Origin of the sequence: Streptomyces sp. NPDC088157, assembly GCF_044741545.1 — a bacterium.
GTDB lineage: Bacteria > Actinomycetota > Actinomycetes > Streptomycetales > Streptomycetaceae > Streptomyces.
On record NZ_JBIUSU010000002.1, the window covers coordinates 579,815 to 599,151 of the forward strand.

Below are 19,337 nucleotides of genomic sequence, written 5' to 3' on the forward strand. Positions count from 1 at the left end.
CAGGGGGTGAATGCTCGATACAGGGTACGGGCAGCACGCCCCCTCGGGGGCGCGGGGAACGGCGCGACCAGCCACGACGAACACGCGGCCGAAAGCAGTCAGCAGACCTCTTCCAGATCCCGCCAGTCCCTGGAGTCGGGGCTGTCGGCGACCCACCCGTCCAGCAGCCCTCGGACGAGAGAGGCCGGGGCGGCCACGCCACACTCCCGCTCCGGCACCCACAGCTGCCCGTCGGTCCGGTGACCGAGCGGACCCGGGTGCCCCGGCTCACTGTGGTCGTGCGGATCGAGATGCTCGCCGTCACCCTCGTCGGACGGCATCCGCGACTCCGAGCACATCCGGCACAGCAGCCGCACCGACGACGACCAGTCCTCCGCCGCGAAACCCGCGTCGGCCGCCAGCTGCTCCAGCGCGTCCCGGTCGGACTCGGTGGCCGCTTCCAGGAGGACCACCCAGGTCGGCACGGGCGACGGCGCCCACAGCTCGATCTCGTCGAAGACCGGGTAGGAGTGGCCCGTCGAGGTGGTCCGCTCGCCGTGCGGCACACCGTCGTGCAGCACGACCTCGCCCCAGCGCCGCCCGGACGAGGGCAGCGGGATCGACAGGACCTCCATCCGGGCGGGGTCCAGCCGCCGTCCCCACACCACCTCGGCCTCGCCCTCGGGCGACAGCCGTACGGCCGCGCTGCCCAGTTCCATGCCGACGGGCTCGCCCGCGCCCGTCGCGTCGCCGGGCACCCGCAGCCCGTACGCCTGCCAGGCGCGGCGGGCCAGCGGCCAGTCCTGGAGGGCGGTGGCGGCGATGCCGACGTTCCACCAGTCGGGGGCGCCGGCCTCGCGGTCGAGGAGGGCGACGGCACGCAGTCCGGCCGTACGGGCCTGCTCCCAGTCGTGCCGGAACTTGTGCAGCAGGGCGAGGTTGAACCAGGACTCGGACAGCCAGGGTTCCAGGTCGGCGGCACGTGTCAGCAGCGCCCCCGCGTCCTCGTACCGCCCGTCGCCGATCAGCGTGAACGCGCGGTCGGTGGCCTGCCGCCAGGAGGCGGAGGGCCGGTGCCGTCCCTTGCCGAAGATCCTCACGATTCCCGCCTGCCAGTTCCGTTCTGTGGGCTGGCCAGTGCCCCCGGACACTCTCTCCCTCGCATCCAACCACGTGTGGCCGGAGGGCCGCTCATTACCCATGGGTTACCCACCCACAGCCAAGGTCAGACAACCCCTCGACAGCACCCTGGCCAGCGCCTCCACCACCTCGGGCGCGTATTCCCCGCCCGTCCCGAGGCGCAGCTCCTCCAGGGCGGTGAGGGGCCCGCCGGGACCACTTCCCTGCACCTTCTCCTCGTATGCGTTCACCACCCGGACTATGCGGGCGGCCACCGGCTGCTCCGGGTAGGGGTCGGCCTGCCGCTCCACGACCGTCGCGACCCGGGCGCCCGCCCCGGTCTGGCGGACGACGGCCCCGCCGAGCAGCGCGATCCGCCGCTGCTGCGCCGCCGGCAGTCCGGCGGTGGCTCCGGCCGGGACCGGGTCGACGAGGCTGAGCTGGCCGATGTCGTGCATGAGGGCCGCGTACTCCAGAACGGTCAGCTCGGGCTCCGGCAGCCCCAGGTCCCGGCCCACGGCCTGGCTGAGGGCGGCGACCCGGCGGGCGTGGCCCGCCGGGGTGTACCCGGCGATCTCGGTGGCGCGGGCCAGGGAGGCGATGGTCTGCCGGTAGGTGGCCCGCACCGCCGCGTACCGGCGCAGGGACAGCTGGGTGAGCAGCAGTGGCACCGAGAAGACCGGCAGCGCCCACAGCCCGACGACGGCCACCGCGAGCGCCATCACCGCGCCCGTCGCGCACACCGCGGAGCCGATCCCGGGCACCGCCCGCAACTCGTCCCTCAGCAGCGGGGTGAACGGCCAGCCGGTGCGGGAGTGTGCGAGCGCGGCGGCGACCACGGCGTCGCACAGGACGGTCAGCACGAGCAGCGCCAGCAACAGCAGCGCGTAGGCGGGACCGCTCCAGCCGTCGAACACCCCCCGGTTGTAGAGGGGCTGGAAGCAGACGGCGGCGAACCCGACGGCCAGTACCCGCCGGACCAGGTGGTCGAGGACGGGCCCCTGCCCGCGGGCCAGGTGCGGCACGCTGCCCAGCAGGGAGGCGGCGGCGACGACCGCCACGACCTGAGCGACCCCGTGGTGCGTGGGATGTCCGGCGTGCTCTCCGACCAGCGCGTACGACAGCGACCCGGCGGCGCCGAGCGGCGCGGCCTCGCGCAGCAGGGGGCCGCTCTGCGGGCGGGTCAGCTCACCGGCGGCGACGAGGATCCCGAAGGCGAGCGCGACGGGGCGTTCCTCGACGCCCGTCATGAACGTGACGAGGAGGGAGACGGTGACGAGGAGGGCGGCCACGGCGGAGAGGGCGACGTGGGAGCGGCGGGCGGTCATCGGCGCGCCCCGGACCGGTCGTCGGGGGCCTGGACCGGCGAGGGAACGCCCGGCCGGGCCTCCTCGGCGGTCACGACCGGATGCCAGCCGTCCCGGGCGATGACGTGTGTCAGCGCCGCGACCATCCGGGGGTCGAACTGGGCGCCCGCGCACCGCCGCAGCTCCTCCAGGGCCACGTGCACCGGCCGGGCCCTGCTGTAGGACCGGGTGGACGTCATGGCGTCGAAGGCGTCCGCGACGGCGACCACGCGGGCCGGCTCCGGGATCTGGCTGCCCACCAGCCCGTACGGGTAGCCCCTGCCGTCGATGCGCTCGTGGTGGTGGAGGATCGCCGAGCGGGCCTCGCCGAGGAAGGAGATCCCGCGGGTGATCTCGTGCCCGTACTCGGGGTGCAGTTCGATCACCCGCCGCTCCTCCGGCGTCAGCGGGCCGTCCTTGCGCAACAGCCGGGTGGGGACGCCGAGTTTGCCGACGTCGTGCAGGATACCGGCGAAGCGGAGCATCTCGATCCGGTCCTCGTCCATCCCCAGTTCACGCCCGATCAGCACCGAGGCCTGACCGACGCGTTCGCTGTGCCCGCGCGTGTAGCCGTCCTTGATGTCGACGGCCTGCACCAGGGCGCGGATCGTCGCCTGATGGGCGGCGCGCTCCCGGTGGTACTGCGCGAACACCCACCACGACACGGCCGTCGGGAACAGTACGAGCAGGGCGGCCACGGGCCCGTACGGACTGCGCCACAGCACGGCGATCATCAGCCCGGCGAGCCCGTGCACGGCCAGCGGCGCCAGGGAACGCAGGAACAGCCCCCGGCAGACCCGGCGCAGCGGCAGCCCCTCGGCGAGCGCCAGCATGCCGCCGTCGAGCAGGGCCAGCGCGACGCAGAACACCAGCACGGCCGCGCCCGCCGGCGCCAGTGCGTACGGCACGTCGCAGCCGGTCACTGCGTCCCGCCCGCCGAGCGCCCCGTGCACCCGGGCGGCGGCCCACACGGCGAGCGACGCATGGGCGGCCCGCCAGACCCGGCGCAGCAGAAAGGGGCGCCGCTCGACGTGCGAGAACAGCGCCCCGGGCAGCGGGACGAGGGCGGCCGCGGCCGGCGCGAGCAGGAAGGCCCCGGCCAGCAGCACGGGGTGGAGGGTGCCGGCGAACCTGCGCCGGGCGATCCGCTCGCCCCCGGCGTACAGGGCGGCGAGCAGGACGACGGCCCACCAGGGAGTACGCGGACCGGGGAGCGCCGGGGCCGTGCAGAGCAGGGCGCCGAGGGCGACACAGGCGGCGTAGGCGCGCGCCCGCCCCGGAATCCGCTCCATGACCCTCCCCCAGCCGTGCCTGTCCGGGCTCAGGAGCCTAGGACGGCCGGGGGTGGGTCTGCGGGCGTATCACCCGCGGATTAGCACATTCGAGTGACGGGAGCTCAGGTCTCCTGGGGCGTCGCCGCCACGTCGTGCTCGGGGACGGCCTGGCCGGAGCGGATCAGGTCGATCCGGCCCATGACCTTGGCGCGCAGGTCGGTCGGCACGTCGTCCCGCCCGCAGCACCGCTTGACCAGCTTCTTCACGGCCTCCTCCAGCCCGTACTTCTCCAGGCAGGGGGAGCACTCCTCGAAGTGGTGCTGGAACTTGTCCCGGTCGAGAGGAGGCATCTCGCTGTCGAGATACTCGTACAGGTGGTCGAGGACCTCACTGCAGTCCGTCTCGTGCGGATCTCCGCAGCTCATGAGCCCGAACCTTTCACTTCGTTCGACTCTCCGGCACCGGCCGGGACCAGCCCGCGCTCACGGGCGTAGTCCTCGAGCATGCCGCGCAGTTGACGGCGACCCCGGTGCAGCCGGGACATCACCGTACCGATGGGTGTCCCCATGATGTCCGCGATCTCCTTGTACGCAAAGCCCTCTACGTCCGCGAGATACACGGCGATCCGGAACTCCTCGGGGATGGCCTGAAGCGCTGCCTTCACGTCCGAGTCGGGCAGGTGGTCCAGGGCCTGCGACTCCGCGGAGCGCAGACCGGTGGACATGTGCGACTCGGCGCGCGCCAGCTGCCAGTCCTCGATCTCCTCGGCCGCGCTGCGCTGGGGTTCACGCTGCTTCTTGCGGTACGAGTTGATGAAGGTGTTGGTGAGGATCCGGTACAGCCAGGCCTTGAGGTTGGTGCCCTCACGGAACTGGTGGAAGGACGCGTACGCCTTCGCATACGTCTCCTGCACCAGGTCCTCGGCGTCCGCCGGGTTGCGCGTCATGCGCAGCGCGGCCGAGTACATCTGGTCGAGGAACTCGAGCGCGTCCCGCTCGAAGCGCGCACTGCGCTCCGCGGTGGACTCCGCGCCCGTCTCCGCGCTCACGCCCTGGCCCTCGGGCAGCTCCGCCTGGCCGTTGTCGGTCCCTGCGTCGGTACCGGTGACCGGACCCACCTCCTCAAGATCGCGGGTGGAACCGAAACCGATCCCACTCGAATCGGAGGATAGACGACTACCCGAGGCTGCCGCCGCTCGAATCGGAGCGGTCTTCGCCGCGTGCAGGACCGTCCAGTCCAGATCGGTGCGGCTGCTGCGGCTCGGGCAGATGGTCGAACCCATGCGGCGGACTTCCTCTCCCACTGACGTCGGTGCCTGTCGTTCAGCACTTCTGTCCGCCTCAACAGCGCCCGGGCCCTCCACATTCCCCACCCGTTCACGCGAGTGACGCGACCCACCGGAGGACTCCGGCGGTGACGACTCCCAGCGTCTCCTCCTGCGTGACCCCGGCCCGCTTGGGCACGGCGAACCCGTGATCGCCGTACGGCACTTCCACGAGTTCGAACCCGCCCCCGGGAAACTCGTCGGGCCTGCCGAAGGGGTCGTTGCCGCCCTGGACGACCAGGGTCGGCACCCCTGCCCCGAGCAGCTCGCCGGCGCGGGACCTCTCCGGTCTGCCCGGCGGGTGGAGCGGAAAACTCAGCGCCAGCACGGCGTGCGCACCGAGCTCGGTGGCCGTCCGGCAGGCCACCCGCGCGCCCGCCGACCGTCCTCCCGAGATCACCGGCAGTCCCGGCGCGACGACGGCCGGCCAGATCCCGCGCCAGCCGACGTCGAGGGTCCTCGGGGCGGGCGCGACCTTCTTGCCGGCCACCCGCCAGGGCTGCTCGACCAGTGCCACGCTCACCCCGCGTCCGGGCAGCACGGCGGCGAGTGCCTGGAGGTCCCGGGCCTCGACACCGCCCCCGGCGCCATGGCTCACGGCGAGGACGAGCCTCGGCTTCCCGGCGTGGTGCCAGGTGATGCGGGCGGTACCCGCCTCGGTCTCCGCTGTCTCGGTGCTCACGACCGTTCCGGTGCTCACGTCAGAAGAGTGTGCCCTCCTCGGGCCCTTCCAGCTCCTTCAGCAGCTCCGGGCCGTTGTTGCGGACGTTGCTGACGGCCGTGGACACCGGGTAGGCGCGCATCAGTCCGGCGGGCGGCGGTTCGAGGAGGGAGCGGAGGTCGTCGACGTCCGTGCGCGCCGGGTCGAGCCAGGCGTCCCAGCGGTCCGGGGTGAGCATGAGCGGCATCCGGGGGTGGATGTCGGCGAGGGCGTGCGGGCCGTCGGCGGGGGCCACGGCGAGCGGGGAGGTCTCCGCCTCGGTGGTGATCACCGAGCACGTCGCCCACCAGGCCTGGGGATGGTCGTCGGGCAGGGTCCTGTCCCGCCAGAACTCGTAGAGCCCGGCCATCGCGAAGACAGAACCGTCGGCCGGGAGCACGAAGTAGGGCTGCTTGCGCGGCCGCTTCCTCTTCCCCTCGACCTCCAGGTCGCGCTCCTGGACGCCGGTGACCCACTCGTAGTAGCCGTCGGCGGGCAGGACGCAGCGCCGGGTGGCGAAGGCCCGACGGTACGAGGGCTTCTCGTGGACGGTCTCGGCGCGCGCGTTGATCATCCGCGCGCCTCCCTCGGGGGTCTTCGACCAGGAGGGGACCAGTCCCCACTTCAGTTTCCGCAGTTGCCGAACCGGGCGCCTGTCGTCGGCGTCCTTCAACGGACGGTCGAGGACGGCGTAGACCTCCTTGGTCGGCGCCACGTTGTAATCGGGGTCCAGGGTCTCTCCGGGCTCCCTCCCCCGAGCTTCCGACTCCGCTCGGGACGGGGGGACCCCCAGCTCGATTTCAAAGACTCCTGCGAGATCCTCGGGGCTGCGACTCGCTGCATACCGTCCGCACATACGTGCCACACTGCCAGGCCCGCCCGTCACCCGGCCACCACCCCTCAAGGGAGCCACCCGAAAACATGGAGAGCACCGCCGCCCTCGCGCTGCCCGATCTGTGGGACCGTCTCGTCGGCACCCAGCCCGACCCCGATCTCTGGGTGGTGCTGGCCACCGCGGTCGCGGCTCTCGCGGTCGTCGTGCCGCACACCCTGTGGCGGATATCGCGCAACGCGATCACCATCGCCCACGAGGGCGGTCACGGTCTGGTCGCGCTGTTGACCGGCCGGCAGCTGACCGGGATCCGGCTGCACTCCGACACCAGCGGCCTGACCCTCAGCCGTGGCAAGCCGCACGGCCTCGGCATGATCCTCACCGCCGCCGCCGGCTACACCGCTCCCCCGCTGCTCGGACTGGGCGGCGCCTCCCTCCTCGGGGCCGGCCGCATCACCCTGCTGCTGTGGGTGGCCACGGCGCTGCTGGTGGTGATGCTGGTGATGATCCGCAACGCGTACGGCGCCCTCACGGTGGTCCTCACCGGCGGCACCTTCCTGCTGGTGTCCTGGCTGGCGGGACCGCAGGTGCAGGCGGCCTTCGCGTACGCGGTGGTGTGGTTCCTGCTGCTGGGCGGTGTACGGCCCGCCTTCGAACTCCAGGCGAAGCGCTCACGCGGGGGCGCGGGTGACTCGGACGCGGACCAGTTGTCCCGCCTGACCCATGTGCCGGCGGGCCTGTGGCTGTTCCTCTTCCACGCGGTGAGCCTGTGCGCGCTGCTGGGCGGGGGCAGGTGGCTGCTGGGGCTGTGACGCGGCCCCGAAGGGGCGCGTCGGACGGGCGCGGACCGTGGCGTCCCCGGCTCCGCCACGGGGCCCGACCGGCCCCGACGGCTCCGCACCCGAACGACGGCCGACCACTGGGCCGACCACTAAAGTGGGGCCCATGGCCCCGAACCCCGCACAAACCGCCCTCTGGCCCGCCCCGCACGCGAGCGAGGCCGTCGCCGCGACGGTCCACGTACCGGGGTCGAAGTCCGTCACCAACCGCGCCCTCGTCCTCGCCTCGCTCGCGTCCGAGCCCGGCTGGCTGCGCCGCCCCCTCCGCTCCCGCGACACCCTGCTGATGGCGGGCGCCCTGCGCGAGATGGGCGTCGGCATCGAGGAGACCGTGTCGTCCAGCTCCTCCGGCGCGGGGAACGCCGACGGCACCGGCGAGGCCTGGCGGATCCTCCCCGCGGGGCTGCGCGGACCGGCCACGATCGACGTCGGCAACGCCGGCACGGTGATGCGCTTCCTGCCGCCGGTCGCCGCCCTCGCCGACGGCCCCGTGCGCTTCGACGGCGACCCGCGCGCCTACGAGCGTCCCCTGAACGGCGTCGTCGACGCGCTGCGGGTCCTCGGCGCCCGGATCGACGACGACGGCCGCGGCGCGCTGCCGCTGACCGTGCACGGCTCGGGCGCGCTGGACGGCGGGACGGTGGAGATCGACGCCTCGTCCTCGTCCCAGTTCGTGTCGGCCCTGCTCCTCTCCGGCCCCCGCTTCAACCAGGGGGTGGAGGTCCGCCACACCGGCTCCTCCCTGCCCTCCGTGCCGCACATCCGGATGACGGTCGACATGCTGCGCGCGGTCGGCGCGCAGGTGGACACCCCGGAGTCGGGGGGCGAACCGAACGTCTGGCGGGTCACCCCGGGCGCTCTGCTGGGCCGGGACCTGACGATCGAGCCGGATCTGTCCAACGCCCAGCCGTTCCTGGCGGCGGCGCTGGTGACGGGCGGCCGGGTGCTGATCCCGGACTGGCCGGCCCGCACCACCCAGCCGGGTGACCGGCTGCGCGAGATCTTCACCGAGATGGGCGGCTCCTGCGAACTGGCGGACTACGGCCTGGTCTTCACCGGTTCGGGCTCGATCCACGGCATCGACGTCGATCTGGGCGACGTCGGCGAGCTGACCCCGGGCATCGCGGCCGTCGCCGCCCTCGCGGACTCCCCTTCCACCCTGCGCGGCGTGTCCCACCTGCGCCTGCACGAGACGGACCGGCTGGCCGCGCTGACGAAGGAGATCAACGAGCTCGGCGGCGATGTGACGGAGACCGCCGACGGTCTGCACATCCGTCCGCGCCGGCTGCACGGCGGGATCTTCCACACCTACGACGACCACCGCATGGCGACGGCCGGCGCGATCATCGGCCTGGCCGTGGAGGGCGTGCGGATCGAGAACGTGGCGACGACGGCGAAGACCTTGCCGGACTTTCCCGAACTGTGGACCGGGATGCTCGGGGTATAGGGACTTTCGCCATGCGCCGCTACGGCAAGCACACCGACGAGGACGACATCCGCAGCCGCCCGAACCGCAAGGGCAACCGGCCTCGTACGCACATCCGGCCCAAGCACGAGGACGCCGCCGACGGCATGGTCCTCACCGTCGACCGGGGCCGGTTGACCTGCCTCGTCGAGGACCGGATCGTCCTCGCGATGAAGGCCCGTGAACTGGGCCGCAAGGCCGCGGTCGTGGGCGACCGGGTCTCCCTGGTCGGCGACCTGTCCGGCAAGAAGGACACCCTCGCCCGCATCGTCCGGATCGGGGAGCGCACATCGGTGCTCCGCCGCACCGCGGACGACGACGACCCGTACGAGCGGGTGGTCGTGGCCAACGCCGACCAGCTCGCCGTCGTCACCGCCCTGGCCGACCCGGAGCCCCGCCCCCGCCTGATCGACCGCTGCCTGGTCGCGGCCTACGACGGCGGTCTGACCCCGCTGCTGGTCATGACGAAGTCGGACCTGGCCTCGCCGGACAAGCTGCTGGAGCTGTACGGCCACCTCGACATCCCGTATGTCGTCACCAGCCGCGAGGAGTTGGAGGACGGCGACTCGGCGGACCGGGTGCGCGAGTTCCTGGCCGGTCGGATCACGGCGTTCGTCGGTCACTCGGGCGTCGGGAAGACCACCCTGGTCAACGCGCTGGTCCCGGAGGAGCGGCGGCGGGTGACCGGCCATGTGAACGCGGTGACCGGCCGCGGCCGTCACACCACGACCTCGGCGCTGGCCCTGCCCCTGGCGGGCACGGGCGACTGGGTGATCGACACCCCGGGCGTACGGTCCTTCGGCCTGCACCACGTCGACCCGTCCCGGGTGATCCTCGCCTTCCCCGACCTGGTGCCGGGCACGGAGGGCTGCCCGCGCGCGTGCAGTCACGACGAGCCGGACTGCGCGCTGGACGCGTGGGTCGCCGACGGCCACGCCGATCCGGCGCGGCTGTACTCACTGCGCCGGCTGCTGTCCACGCGGGAACGCACCGAAGGCGACTGATCCACGGGCTGACCACCGCGTTGTTTGCGTCCCCCCGAGCCCGGTAAGTGCATAATCGCACCGAGCCTGACCGGGCCGGGCAAACGGAGGGACAGCACATGGCGTGGCTGCTGGTCGTCGTGGCCGGGTTGCTCGAGACCGGTTTCGCCGTATGCCTCAAGCTGTCCCACGGCTTCACGAGGCTGTGGCCGACCATCGCGTTCTGCGCCTTCGCGCTGGGGAGCTTCGGTCTGCTGACCCTCTCCCTGAAGAAGCTCGACGTGGGCCCCGCCTACGCCGTGTGGACCGGCATCGGCGCGGCGGGCACCGCGATCTACGGCATGGTCTTCCTCGGCGACCTGGTGTCGACCCTGAAGCTCATCTCGATCAGCCTGGTGATCATAGGAGTGATCGGACTCCAGCTGTCGGGCTCGGCTCACTGACCCGGCCGGTCGGCCGGCTGTCGCTGCAGGGCTCCCCGCACCAGCCGCGCGACCCCGTCCTCGCCCGGCGGCGGCGCGGCCACGCAGGACAGGGCGAGCCGGACGGCGAGTTCGCAGGAGCGGGCCAGGTCGGCGGCGTCGGCCCGGACGGCGCCGGGACCGGAGAGCGCGGCGACGGCCCGGTCGCGGACGGCGCCCACGAGGTCGCCTGGCGAGGGCAGCGGCCCGTCCGCCCGCCGCTGGGCCGGCACGGCGGAGGAGGACGGCACCGCCGAGAGGGTCGGCGAGGGCAGACGCTCGCTCCAGAACCCGGTGAGGACGGCTCGGACGAGGACGTTCTCGCGGGCGGCGGAGGTGGTCCACTCGGCGGTGGCGGTGAGCCTCTCCCGTGCGTCGCCGTGCACGGCCAACGCCCGCTCGACCCCGGCGAGGTATCCGTCGGCCTCGCGTCTGACGAGTGCCCGGGCCAGGCCCTCCTTGCTGCCGAACTCGTTGTACAGCGTCTGCCGGGACACCCCGGCCGCCGCGGCGACGTCCACCATCCGCACCGCGGCCCACGGCCGTCGTCCGAGCGCCTTGAAGGCGGCGTCCAGTAGGGATTCCCGCGCTGCAGGCATCATCGCCTCCCTGGGGCCGACTCTGCGCCCAGGTTTGACGCGCACGGGTGCACTGTCAAGGGTTCGCGGGGGACCCGACGGTTCGCGGGCCGCGCCCGGCCCTTCAGGTCCACCCCGTGATCCGCTGTGGCCCGTTCTCACCTTCGGCGGATACGGTTCGTCCCATGCCGGACTACCACGACGACCTCCGACTCGCGCACGTCCTCGCGGACGCCGCCGACGCCGTGACCATGGACCGTTTCAAGGCCCTCGACCTCAAGGTCGAGACCAAACCGGACATGACCCCGGTGAGCGAGGCCGACAAGGCCGCCGAGGAACTCATCCGCGGCCAGCTCCAGCGGGCCCGGCCGCGGGACGCGATCCTCGGTGAGGAGTACGGCATCCAGGGCACCGGACCCCGCCGCTGGGTGATCGACCCGATCGACGGCACGAAGAACTACGTGCGGGGCGTTCCCGTGTGGGCCACCCTCATCTCGCTGATGGAGGCGGGCGAGGGGGGTTACCAGCCCGTGGTCGGCGTCGTCTCCGCGCCGGCGCTCGGCCGTCGCTGGTGGGCCGCGAAGGGGCACGGCGCCTTCACCGGCCGCAGCCTGACCTCCGCCTCCCGCCTGCGCGTCTCCAAGGTCTCGGAGCTCTCGGACGCCTCCTTCGCGTACTCCTCGCTGACCGGCTGGGAGGAGCGCGGGCACCTGAACGGCTTCCTCGACCTGACCCGTGAGGTGTGGCGCACGCGCGCGTACGGCGACTTCTGGCCGTACATGATGGTCGCCGAGGGATCGGTCGACCTGTGCGCCGAACCCGAGCTCTCCCTCTGGGACATGGCGGCCACGGCGATCGTCGTGACGGAGGCCGGCGGCACCTTCACGGGCCTCGACGGCCGCCCGGGTCCGCACAGCGGCAACGCGGCCGCGTCGAACGGGCTGCTCCACGAGGAGCTGCTGGGTTATCTGAACGAGCGGCACTGAATAGCCCGCCGGTGACTCACAGATGAGCGCGTGCGCCCTCAATTGGCTGCGCACGCCCTCTTGTTGACCCCCGCTTTACCTGCCACGCTGGCAGCACCCCCCACTTGTGAACTTGTGAATCCATGAACAACCGTGGATTCTTAGGAGGTGGCTCCAGCCATGCTCGTCCGCGACGCCATGAGCACGGTGGTCCTCACCATCGGCCCCGCACACACCCTCCGTCAGGCGGCAGCCCTGATGGCCGCCCGCCGGGTCGGCGCGGCCGTCGTCCTGGATCCGGACGCCGGCGGCATCGGCATCCTCACCGAGCGGGACATCCTCAACTCGGTGGGCCTGGGCCAGGACCCGGACATCGAACGCACCCACGCCCACACGACCAACGACGTCGTCTTCGCCACCCCGACCTGGACCCTGGAGGAGGCGGCCCGGGCCATGACCCACGGCGGCTTCCGACATCTGGTCGTCCTCGACCGCGACGAACCGGCCGGCATCGTCTCGGTCCGCGACATCATCCGCTGCTGGGTCCCGGCGCGGCAGCAGGTACCGGCCTGAGCGCACGGACGGGCCGGACACGCCCCGAGGGGAACCCGGCCCGTCCACTCACGGCAAGCGGTCCAGTGCCGTCGGCCGCAGAGGGCATCGACCGACCGACCGCGACCTCCACTCGCCCGGCTCGGCAACCGACTACTCGACCTGGTCCTACAATGGACTTCATCCAAGTCAATCAAGGATCTAAAGTCACACCTGTTCGTGACCTGGTCCCACTAGCTGCTAGGCTGACTCCATGAGCGACCTTCTGGAGCGGCTGCGCGGACGCGGTTGGCGAATGACCGCACAGCGGCGCGTCGTGGCCGAGGTGCTCGAGGGCGAACACGTCCACCTGACCGCCGACGAGGTGCACGCCAGGGCCGTCGTGCGGCTGCCCGAGATCTCCCGGGCGACCGTCTACAACACGCTCGGTGAACTGGTCTCCCTCGGTGAGGTCCTCGAGGTCGCCACCGACAAGCGCGCCAAGCGGTACGACCCGAACGCGCACCGCCCGCACCACCACCTGGTGTGCGCCCGGTGCGGCGCGATCAAGGACGTCCACCCGAGCGGCAACCCGCTGGCCGACCTCCCGGACTCGGAGCGCTTCGGCTTCTCGGTCTCGGACGTCGAGGTGACGTACCGCGGGATCTGCCCGAACTGCGCGGCGGCGTGACTCCGGCCTCGCAGACTCCCCCCTCGGCCCCTCACGCACTGCCGTCCATCCCGGCCACTTCCATCCCGCACACGGGTTCCCGTACCTGACGGTCCGTCATGGCGTCGGAGCTGCCGGAGTTGCGTATCCGAAACGCGGCACACGTGATCTGACCCGACCCTTCGGCCCGGGCCCGGCGCGGTCGACGCCCTCGGCCCCCTCGAAGCGACCGTCGCTCCCGGCGAGTGCACCTGCGTCGTCGGCCCCTTGGGCTGCGGCAAGTCCACCCAGCCGCGCATCGCGGCGGGCCTGCGCCCACGAGCCGAAGACGGTGAACCGGCGCCTGCACGAGGAGGCCGTGGGCCACGAACCGTGCCGGCATCGAGGTCGTGACGGCATACGACCGAGGGCCGGAACCCTTTCGGGTTCCGACCCTCGATCTTCAGTAGCGGGGACAGGATTTGAACCTGCGACCTCTGGGTTATGAGCCCAGCGAGCTACCGAGCTGCTCCACCCCGCGCCGTTGAATGCAACGTTACGTGAAGGGGAAGGACAAAGGCAAATCCATTGCGCAGCGCCTGTTGACGCAGGTCAGGGCGCGTCAACCGGCCCGGCCACCGAGGGCGAGGCCCGTCGGGGACGAGGCCCGTCGGGGACGAGGCCCGTCGGGGACGACCCGTCGGGGACGAGGCCCGTCGGGGACGAGGCGGAGGCATGGGAACGGCAGCCCCCGGAGCGGGACGGGTGGGAGCGGCGGGCAGTAGGCGGTGAGCGGTGGGCAGGGAGCGGTGGGCGGCGGCCAGCAGGCGGTGAGCCGTGGGCAGTGAGCGCGTGGGCAGTGAGCGGCCAGCGGTGGGCAGGGAGCTGCGGGCGGCCAGAACTCACCGTGCGGGACTGCGGCAACGGCTTCCAGCCAGCCCCGCTCAGCACAGGCACCCGTCCCAGCACAGGGCACCCTCACCGCACAGAGCACCGTCCCAGCACAGGGCACCGTCAGGCGGAAAGCTCTTCCCGCAGCGCGTCCCGCAACCGGGCCGCCCGCTCGGCCACCTCCGCAGGCCCCAGCGACACCGCCCGGTCGGCCCACCGCTGCCCCTCCGCCAGCTCACCGCGACGCGCGTAGACCAGGGCGAGCCGCAACGCCGCCCGCCCGTGCCCGGCGTCAGCCGCCCGCGTCCACCACACAGCCGCCTCGGGCTCGCTTCCCTCCCGCGCGAGCAGCAGCCCGAGGTTGAAGGCGCCGTTGCGCGACCCGGCCTCCGCGGCCGTCCGGTACCACCGTGCCGCCTCCACCACGTCACCCCGCGCGGCGGCCAGCATCCCGACCCGGACCTGTGCCCGCCGATGCCCCTGGGTCGCCGCCCGCTCGTACCACTCCTCGCACTCGGTCTTCTCGTGCACGATCTCCCCGAGCTCGTGCGCGGGCTGCTGCGGCCGCCGCGCGTCCAGCACGGCCGCCAGCCGGTACGCCGCCTCCGCGCTCCCCCCGCCGGCGGCGCAGCGCAGATGCCGTTCGGCCTCCCGCTCGTCCCCGTCGCGCAGTCGCGCGATACCGACCTGCAGGGCGGCCTCGGTGTGCCCGGCGGCCGCCGCCCGCTCGTACCAGCGCAGCGCGACGGACGCCTCGCCCCGCCCCGCGAACAGGATCCCGAGGTTGAACGCGGCGTCGACGCTGCCCGCCTCCGCGGCCTTGGAGAACCAGGGCTCGGCCCCGGCCGTGTCGCCGCCCCGGAGCAGCAGGACGGCGAGCGCGTTGGCCGCCTCCCGGTGCCCGGCGTAGGCGGCGCGCCGGTACCACTGCTCGGCCTGCGCGGTGCGGCCCTGCTCGGCACAGAGCAGGGCGAGGTTGTAGGCGCCGTTGTCGTCACCGGCGTCCATCGCTGCCCGGTACCACCGCTCGGCGGTCTGGGTCTGTCCCCGCTCGGCGTGCAGCGCGCCCAGCGCGTTCGCCGCGTTGCCGTCGCCCTCCTGTGCGGCCCGCAGCCACCAGATGGCCGCGTTCTCGGTGTCGCCGGCGTCGCGCAGCAGGAACCCGAGCGCGCAGGCGGCCCGCGCCTCGCCGTCCTTGGCGGACGTCAGGTACCAGCGCCCGGCCTCCTTCAGGTCGCCACGGCCCTCCAGGATCGTGCCGAGGTGCAGCGCGGCCCGCCGGTGTCCGCGCGCGGCGGCCTGGCGGTACCACTGCTCGGCCTCCGCCCGCGCGGTGACACCGCAGTCGTGCCCGCACCGGTCCGCGTCGCCGTCCGCGCGGGAGCCCCGGCGCTCCTTGTGCTCCTCGCCCTGCCCGCAATCCTTGTGGTCGAGGGCCCGGGCCAGCCGGTACGCCGCTTCGCGGTGCCCGCGCTCGGCGGCGGCGCGCATCCACTGCTCGGCTCCGGGGTCCCCCCGGTGCTCCAGCAGATCGGCGAGCGCGTACGCGCCCAGCGCGTGCCCCTGCTCGGCGGCCTGGCGCAGCCAGTACTCGGCGGCCGGCTCGTCGCCGCACTCGCGACGGTGGCGCCCCAGGGCGTGCGCGGCCGCGGCGGAGCCGGCGACGGCGGCGACCCGCCACCATCCGGCCGCCTCGTCGGGGTAACCGCGCTGGTGGAGAAGGACGCCCAGGTTGTTGGCGGCGGCCCGGTCGCCCTCCGCGGTGGCGGCACGCAGATAGGGCTCGGCTCCGTCGAGGTCACCGCGGCGCAGCAACATGGCCCCGAGGACACTCACGGCCTCGACGTCGCCGGCTTCCGCCGCGAGCCGCAGGCCCATCTCCTCGACGGCCTCCCCCGTCTCGACGGCGTCCGCCGTCTCGTCCCGGCTCTCGTCCGGGGTCGCTTCCTCACCGGAAGGCTGCACAAACCGCCCTGTCTCGAACAGAGTTGCCTTGTCCCCCATAACGTCCATCGTCGCACCACCCGCAACCCGGGTACACCTGGTATACCGCGGCCCGTAAGGTCACTTCAGCGTTTTGTCGACATGCCCACAGAGAGACAAGTGAAACACAGATCGCTCAACTCCCCACGGCGGCGCGGCCATCAGGCCCCCCGGCACATGCGTTCGCACACCACGAAGGCCCGGATCCTGAAAGGATCCGGGCCTTCGTTTTCAGTAGCGGGGACAGGATTTGAACCTGCGACCTCTGGGTTATGAGCCCAGCGAGCTACCGAGCTGCTCCACCCCGCGTCGTGTTCCACAACCGTATCACGACGCGGGGTGGAGATGATCAGCCGCTGCTCGGGCTGGGGCTCGGACTGCCACTGCCAGTGCCCGCGGAGCCGCCGGAGCCACCGCTCGGACTCGCCGAACCGGTCGGGCTCGGACTACTGCCGGTCTTGGCGCCCTTGTCGGCCGTCGCCTGCGCCTCCTCGGCCCGCTTCAGAGCGGCTTCGAGATCCTGCTGCGCCTTGGCGTACGCGTCCCAGTCGGGCTTCTTCAGGGCCTCCTGGCCGGCGGTGAAGGCCTTCTGGGCATCGGCCAGCGCCTCGCGGACCGTCGGGTTGGTGGACGTCGGTGGCGGCTTGGTCGTGCCGTCACCCTCGTCCGCCGGCGGCGGGGTCGTGCCTTCCGCGCCGAAGACCTTGTTGAGGGCCTCGTCCAGGGTGTCCTCGAAGGCGGTGTTGCCGCCGTAGGTCACCAACACCTTCTTCAGCAGCGGGTACTTGAGCCCGCCACCGCGTACGTAGACGGGCTCCACGTACAGCAGACCACCGTCGAGCGGCACCGTCAGCAGGTTGCCGTACTCGATGTCGGAGTCGCCGCCCTTCAGAAGTCTGATGGACTCGGCGATGTCCTGTTCGGAGTTGAACTGGCTCTGCACCTGTTTGGGTCCGTCGACGGTCGTGCTGGTCGGCAGCTTCAGGACTCTGATCTTGCCGTAGTCGGGAGTTCCCGCCTCGGAGTCGACCGCCATGAACGCGCTGAGGTTGTCCCGCCCGTTGGGCGTGAACGTCGTCGTCAGCGAGAACGCCTGCGCCTTCTGATCGGGCATCTTCATGCTCAGGTAGTACGGCGGCACGGCGTCGCCCGACTTGTTCGACGGGTCGTCCGGCACCTGCCACACCTCGCTGCCGCTGAGGAACGTCGTCGCGTCCTTCACGTGGTAGCGGGTGAGCAGCTCGCGCTGGACCTTGAACAGGTCCTGCGGGTAACGGAGATGGGCCATCAGGTCGGCCGAGATGGACGACTTGGACTTCACCGTGCCGGGGAACGCCTTCATCCAGGTCTTCAGGACCGGGTCCTCGGTGTCCCACTGGTAGAGCTTGACCTCGCCGGTGTACGCGTCGACGGTCGCCTTCACCGAGTTGCGGATGTAGTTGACCTGGTTCTGCTGGGCCACCACCGCGCGGTTGTCGTTGGTCGCGGTCAGCGAGTCCGCCGTCGTGTCACCGAGGGTCGTACGGGAGGCGTACGGGTAGCCGTTCGTCGTCGTGTACGCGTCGACGATCCACTGGATCTTGTGGTTGACCACGGCCGGGTAGGCGTCGCCGTCGATGGTCAGCCACGGGGCGACCGCCTCGACGCGCTCCTTGGGCGTGCGGTTGTACAGGATCCGCGAACCCTCGCCGATGGCGCCGGAGTACAGGATCTGCGGTTCGCCGAACGCCACCGCGTACGCGGCCCGGTTGACCGGGTTGGAGAGGTTGACCCCGCTCTTGCCGGTGTAGCTGGTGGTCTTCTCACCCGCGTCGTCGGAGTAGTCGATCTCCTTCTGGGGACCGCCGACGATCGAGTACGAGGTCGTCTTCTCGCCGTAGTAGATCCGCTGCTGGTACGTGCCCAGGTCGCCCTCGGAGGGCAGGTTGGACTCGGTGAAGAGCGGGCGGCCCTCGGCGTCGGCGGTGGTGCCCTTGGCGGCGACCACGCCGTAGCCGTGGGTGTAGCGGAAGTGGTTGTTGATCCAGTTCTGCTTGTCGACGCCCGCGAGGTTCAGCTCGCGCAGACCGATGACCGTGTCCTGGTCGGAGCCGCTCACGTTGTAGCGGTCCACGTCCAGGTTGGTCGGGAACGCGTAGTACTTCCGCATCTGCTGGAGCTGCTGGTACGTCGGGGACACGATGTTCGGGTCCAGGACGCGGATGCTCGCCGTGGCGTCGACGTCGTCGCGCAGCGTCGTCTTGTCCTTGGTGGTGCTCGTACCCGAGTACTCCGTGACCTGCGCGCCGTCGATGCCGTAGGCCTCACGGGTCGCCTTGAGGTTCTTCTCGACGTACGGGGCTTCCTTGGCCTGCTCGTTCGGCTGGACCTGGAACTTCTGGACGATCGCCGGGTACAGCCCGCCGATGAGGATCGCCGAGAGCACCATCAGGCCGAAGCCGATCACCGGCAGCTGCCAGGTGCGCCGCCACAGGGTGGCGAAGAACAGCAGGGCGCAGATGACGGCGATGCAGAACAGGATCGTCTTGGCCGGCAGGTAGGCGTTGGCGTCGACGTACCTCAGGCCCGTCCAGTTGTCCGTCGCCTTGAAGTCACTGGACTTCACCGCCAGGCCGTAGCGGTCGAGCCAGTAGGCGACCGCCTTCAGCGTGACGAAGATGCCCAGCAGCACCGACAGATGACCGGTGGCCGCGGCGGTCGCGCGCGCGCCCGGGCTGGTGACGCGCAGCCCGCCGTACAGGTAGTGGGTGAGCGCGGCGGCGATCAGCGAGAGGATCGTGGCGGCGAAGCCGAAGCCGAGCAGGAACCGGTACCAGGGCAGGTCGAAGGCGAAGAAGGACACGTCGAGGTGGAACTGCGGGTCCTTCTGGTGGAAGGGCACCCCGTTGACCCACATCAGCCAGGTCCGCCACTGGCCCGCCGCGGAGGCGCCCGCGATCAGGCCGACCAGAGCGGTGATGCCGAGCAGCAGCCACGTCTTGTACGGCGCGATGCCCATGCGGTAGCGGTCGAGGCTCTGCTGCTCCACCGACATCGCGCTGAGCGGCGGCCGCAGCCGGTGGGCCAGCCAGATGTTGAATCCGACCGCGAGGGCCATCAGCAGGCCGAACACGAAGAACAGCCCGATCTTGGTCCACAGCGTGGTCGTGAAGACCGACGAGTAGTTCACCGAGCGGTACCAGAGCCAGTCGGTCCAGAACCCGGCGAACATCGTGAACGCCATGCCGAGTACGGCTAGGACGCCCAGCGTCATGAGCAGGGTCCGGACGCGCCGGGACGGGCGGCCCACTCTGATCCGCGGCCCCGTGGGGCCTCCGCCGCGGTCCGGCATCTGGAAAGCCAAGGTGCGCACCTCGAAAGTCGCAGTTGATCCGTCAGGCCCGCGTGTTCGTGGACCGTTCGTGGCCCCCCGTGATCG

Annotated in this window: 17 protein-coding genes and 2 tRNA genes; 7 read left to right on the forward strand and 12 right to left on the reverse strand. The window is 71.8% G+C overall.

Features of this window, described 5'->3' with window-relative positions; translation table 11 throughout:
• Positions 1-98: 98 nt before the first annotated feature.
• From ACIPFH_RS08890 to ACIPFH_RS08920, 7 genes are all read right to left on the reverse strand, one after another.
• On the reverse strand, positions 99-1,079 hold the full coding sequence (locus ACIPFH_RS08890) for a hypothetical protein (RefSeq protein WP_328479791.1): 981 nt from the start codon (positions 1,077-1,079) through the stop codon (positions 99-101).
• 105 nt (positions 1,080-1,184) lie between these two features.
• On the reverse strand, positions 1,185-2,426 hold the full coding sequence (locus ACIPFH_RS08895; RefSeq protein WP_401824471.1) for an HD-GYP domain-containing protein: 1,242 nt from the start codon (positions 2,424-2,426) through the stop codon (positions 1,185-1,187).
• Positions 2,423-3,736, reverse strand: coding sequence for an HD-GYP domain-containing protein (locus ACIPFH_RS08900; RefSeq protein WP_401824473.1), 1,314 nt, complete (start codon positions 3,734-3,736; stop codon positions 2,423-2,425). The genes ACIPFH_RS08895 and ACIPFH_RS08900 overlap by 4 nt, the downstream gene beginning before the upstream one ends.
• Before the next feature lie 104 nt (positions 3,737-3,840).
• Positions 3,841-4,143 (reverse strand): mycothiol system anti-sigma-R factor, encoded by a 303-nt coding sequence (gene rsrA, locus ACIPFH_RS08905; RefSeq protein WP_401824475.1) that lies wholly within the window; start codon positions 4,141-4,143, stop codon positions 3,841-3,843.
• Entirely contained in the window at positions 4,140-5,000 is an 861-nt protein-coding gene (locus ACIPFH_RS08910; RefSeq protein ID WP_401824477.1) for a sigma-70 family RNA polymerase sigma factor, read from the reverse strand. Before ACIPFH_RS08910 ends, rsrA begins: the two co-directional genes overlap by 4 nt.
• 94 nt (positions 5,001-5,094) lie before the next feature.
• A complete protein-coding gene (locus ACIPFH_RS08915; RefSeq protein WP_401824479.1) occupies positions 5,095-5,742 on the reverse strand; it encodes an alpha/beta family hydrolase in 648 nt (215 codons plus the stop codon).
• Position 5,743: 1 nt separating this feature from the next.
• Positions 5,744-6,598 carry an SOS response-associated peptidase gene (locus ACIPFH_RS08920; protein ID WP_401824481.1) on the reverse strand — a complete coding sequence of 285 codons (855 nt, stop codon included), beginning with the start codon at positions 6,596-6,598 and terminating at the stop codon, positions 5,744-5,746.
• Between the two features lie 65 nt (positions 6,599-6,663).
• Between ACIPFH_RS08920 and ACIPFH_RS08925 the strand changes: the two genes are divergently transcribed.
• From ACIPFH_RS08925 to ACIPFH_RS08940, 4 genes are all read left to right on the forward strand, one after another.
• Positions 6,664-7,386, forward strand: a complete 723-nt coding sequence (locus ACIPFH_RS08925) for a M50 family metallopeptidase (protein ID WP_401824483.1) — start codon at positions 6,664-6,666, stop codon at positions 7,384-7,386.
• Between the two features lie 133 nt (positions 7,387-7,519).
• Positions 7,520-8,860 (forward strand): 3-phosphoshikimate 1-carboxyvinyltransferase, encoded by a 1,341-nt coding sequence (aroA, locus tag ACIPFH_RS08930; RefSeq protein WP_401824485.1) that lies wholly within the window; start codon positions 7,520-7,522, stop codon positions 8,858-8,860.
• Between the two features lie 11 nt (positions 8,861-8,871).
• Positions 8,872-9,882, forward strand: coding sequence for a ribosome small subunit-dependent GTPase A (gene rsgA, locus ACIPFH_RS08935; RefSeq protein ID WP_356259335.1), 1,011 nt, complete (start codon positions 8,872-8,874; stop codon positions 9,880-9,882).
• Positions 9,883-9,980: 98 nt separating this feature from the next.
• Positions 9,981-10,304, forward strand: a complete 324-nt coding sequence (locus ACIPFH_RS08940; protein ID WP_057584290.1) for a multidrug efflux SMR transporter — start codon at positions 9,981-9,983, stop codon at positions 10,302-10,304.
• Here the strand turns inward: ACIPFH_RS08940 and ACIPFH_RS08945 are convergent.
• Positions 10,298-10,924, reverse strand: coding sequence for a TetR/AcrR family transcriptional regulator (locus tag ACIPFH_RS08945; RefSeq protein WP_401824487.1), 627 nt, complete (start codon positions 10,922-10,924; stop codon positions 10,298-10,300). The two genes, ACIPFH_RS08940 and ACIPFH_RS08945, sit on opposite strands and share 7 nt — an antisense overlap.
• Before the next feature lie 161 nt (positions 10,925-11,085).
• Between ACIPFH_RS08945 and hisN the strand changes: the two genes are divergently transcribed.
• From hisN to ACIPFH_RS08960, 3 genes are all read left to right on the forward strand, one after another.
• On the forward strand, positions 11,086-11,886 hold the full coding sequence (hisN, locus tag ACIPFH_RS08950; protein WP_401824488.1) for a histidinol-phosphatase: 801 nt from the start codon (positions 11,086-11,088) through the stop codon (positions 11,884-11,886).
• Positions 11,887-12,045: 159 nt separating this feature from the next.
• Positions 12,046-12,438: a cyclic nucleotide-binding/CBS domain-containing protein gene (locus tag ACIPFH_RS08955; RefSeq protein WP_401824490.1), complete on the forward strand. Its 393-nt coding sequence runs from the start codon at positions 12,046-12,048 to the stop codon at positions 12,436-12,438.
• Positions 12,439-12,670: 232 nt separating this feature from the next.
• The gene (locus ACIPFH_RS08960) at positions 12,671-13,087 is read left to right on the forward strand and encodes a Fur family transcriptional regulator (protein WP_356259347.1); all 417 of its coding nucleotides are present in this window, start codon (positions 12,671-12,673) and stop codon (positions 13,085-13,087) included.
• A gap of 425 nt (positions 13,088-13,512) precedes the next feature.
• Here ACIPFH_RS08960 and ACIPFH_RS08965 read toward each other — a convergent pair.
• From ACIPFH_RS08965 to ACIPFH_RS08980, 4 genes are all read right to left on the reverse strand, one after another.
• Positions 13,513-13,586: transfer RNA gene (locus ACIPFH_RS08965), tRNA-Met, on the reverse strand.
• Positions 13,587-14,059: 473 nt separating this feature from the next.
• The gene (locus ACIPFH_RS08970; protein WP_401824491.1) at positions 14,060-15,949 is read right to left on the reverse strand and encodes a tetratricopeptide repeat protein; all 1,890 of its coding nucleotides are present in this window, start codon (positions 15,947-15,949) and stop codon (positions 14,060-14,062) included.
• Between the two features lie 205 nt (positions 15,950-16,154).
• Positions 16,155-16,228, reverse strand: a tRNA-Met gene (locus tag ACIPFH_RS08975).
• A gap of 40 nt (positions 16,229-16,268) precedes the next feature.
• Positions 16,269-19,250: a UPF0182 family protein gene (locus ACIPFH_RS08980; protein ID WP_401825116.1), complete on the reverse strand. Its 2,982-nt coding sequence runs from the start codon at positions 19,248-19,250 to the stop codon at positions 16,269-16,271.
• Positions 19,251-19,337: the final 87 nt, after the last annotated feature.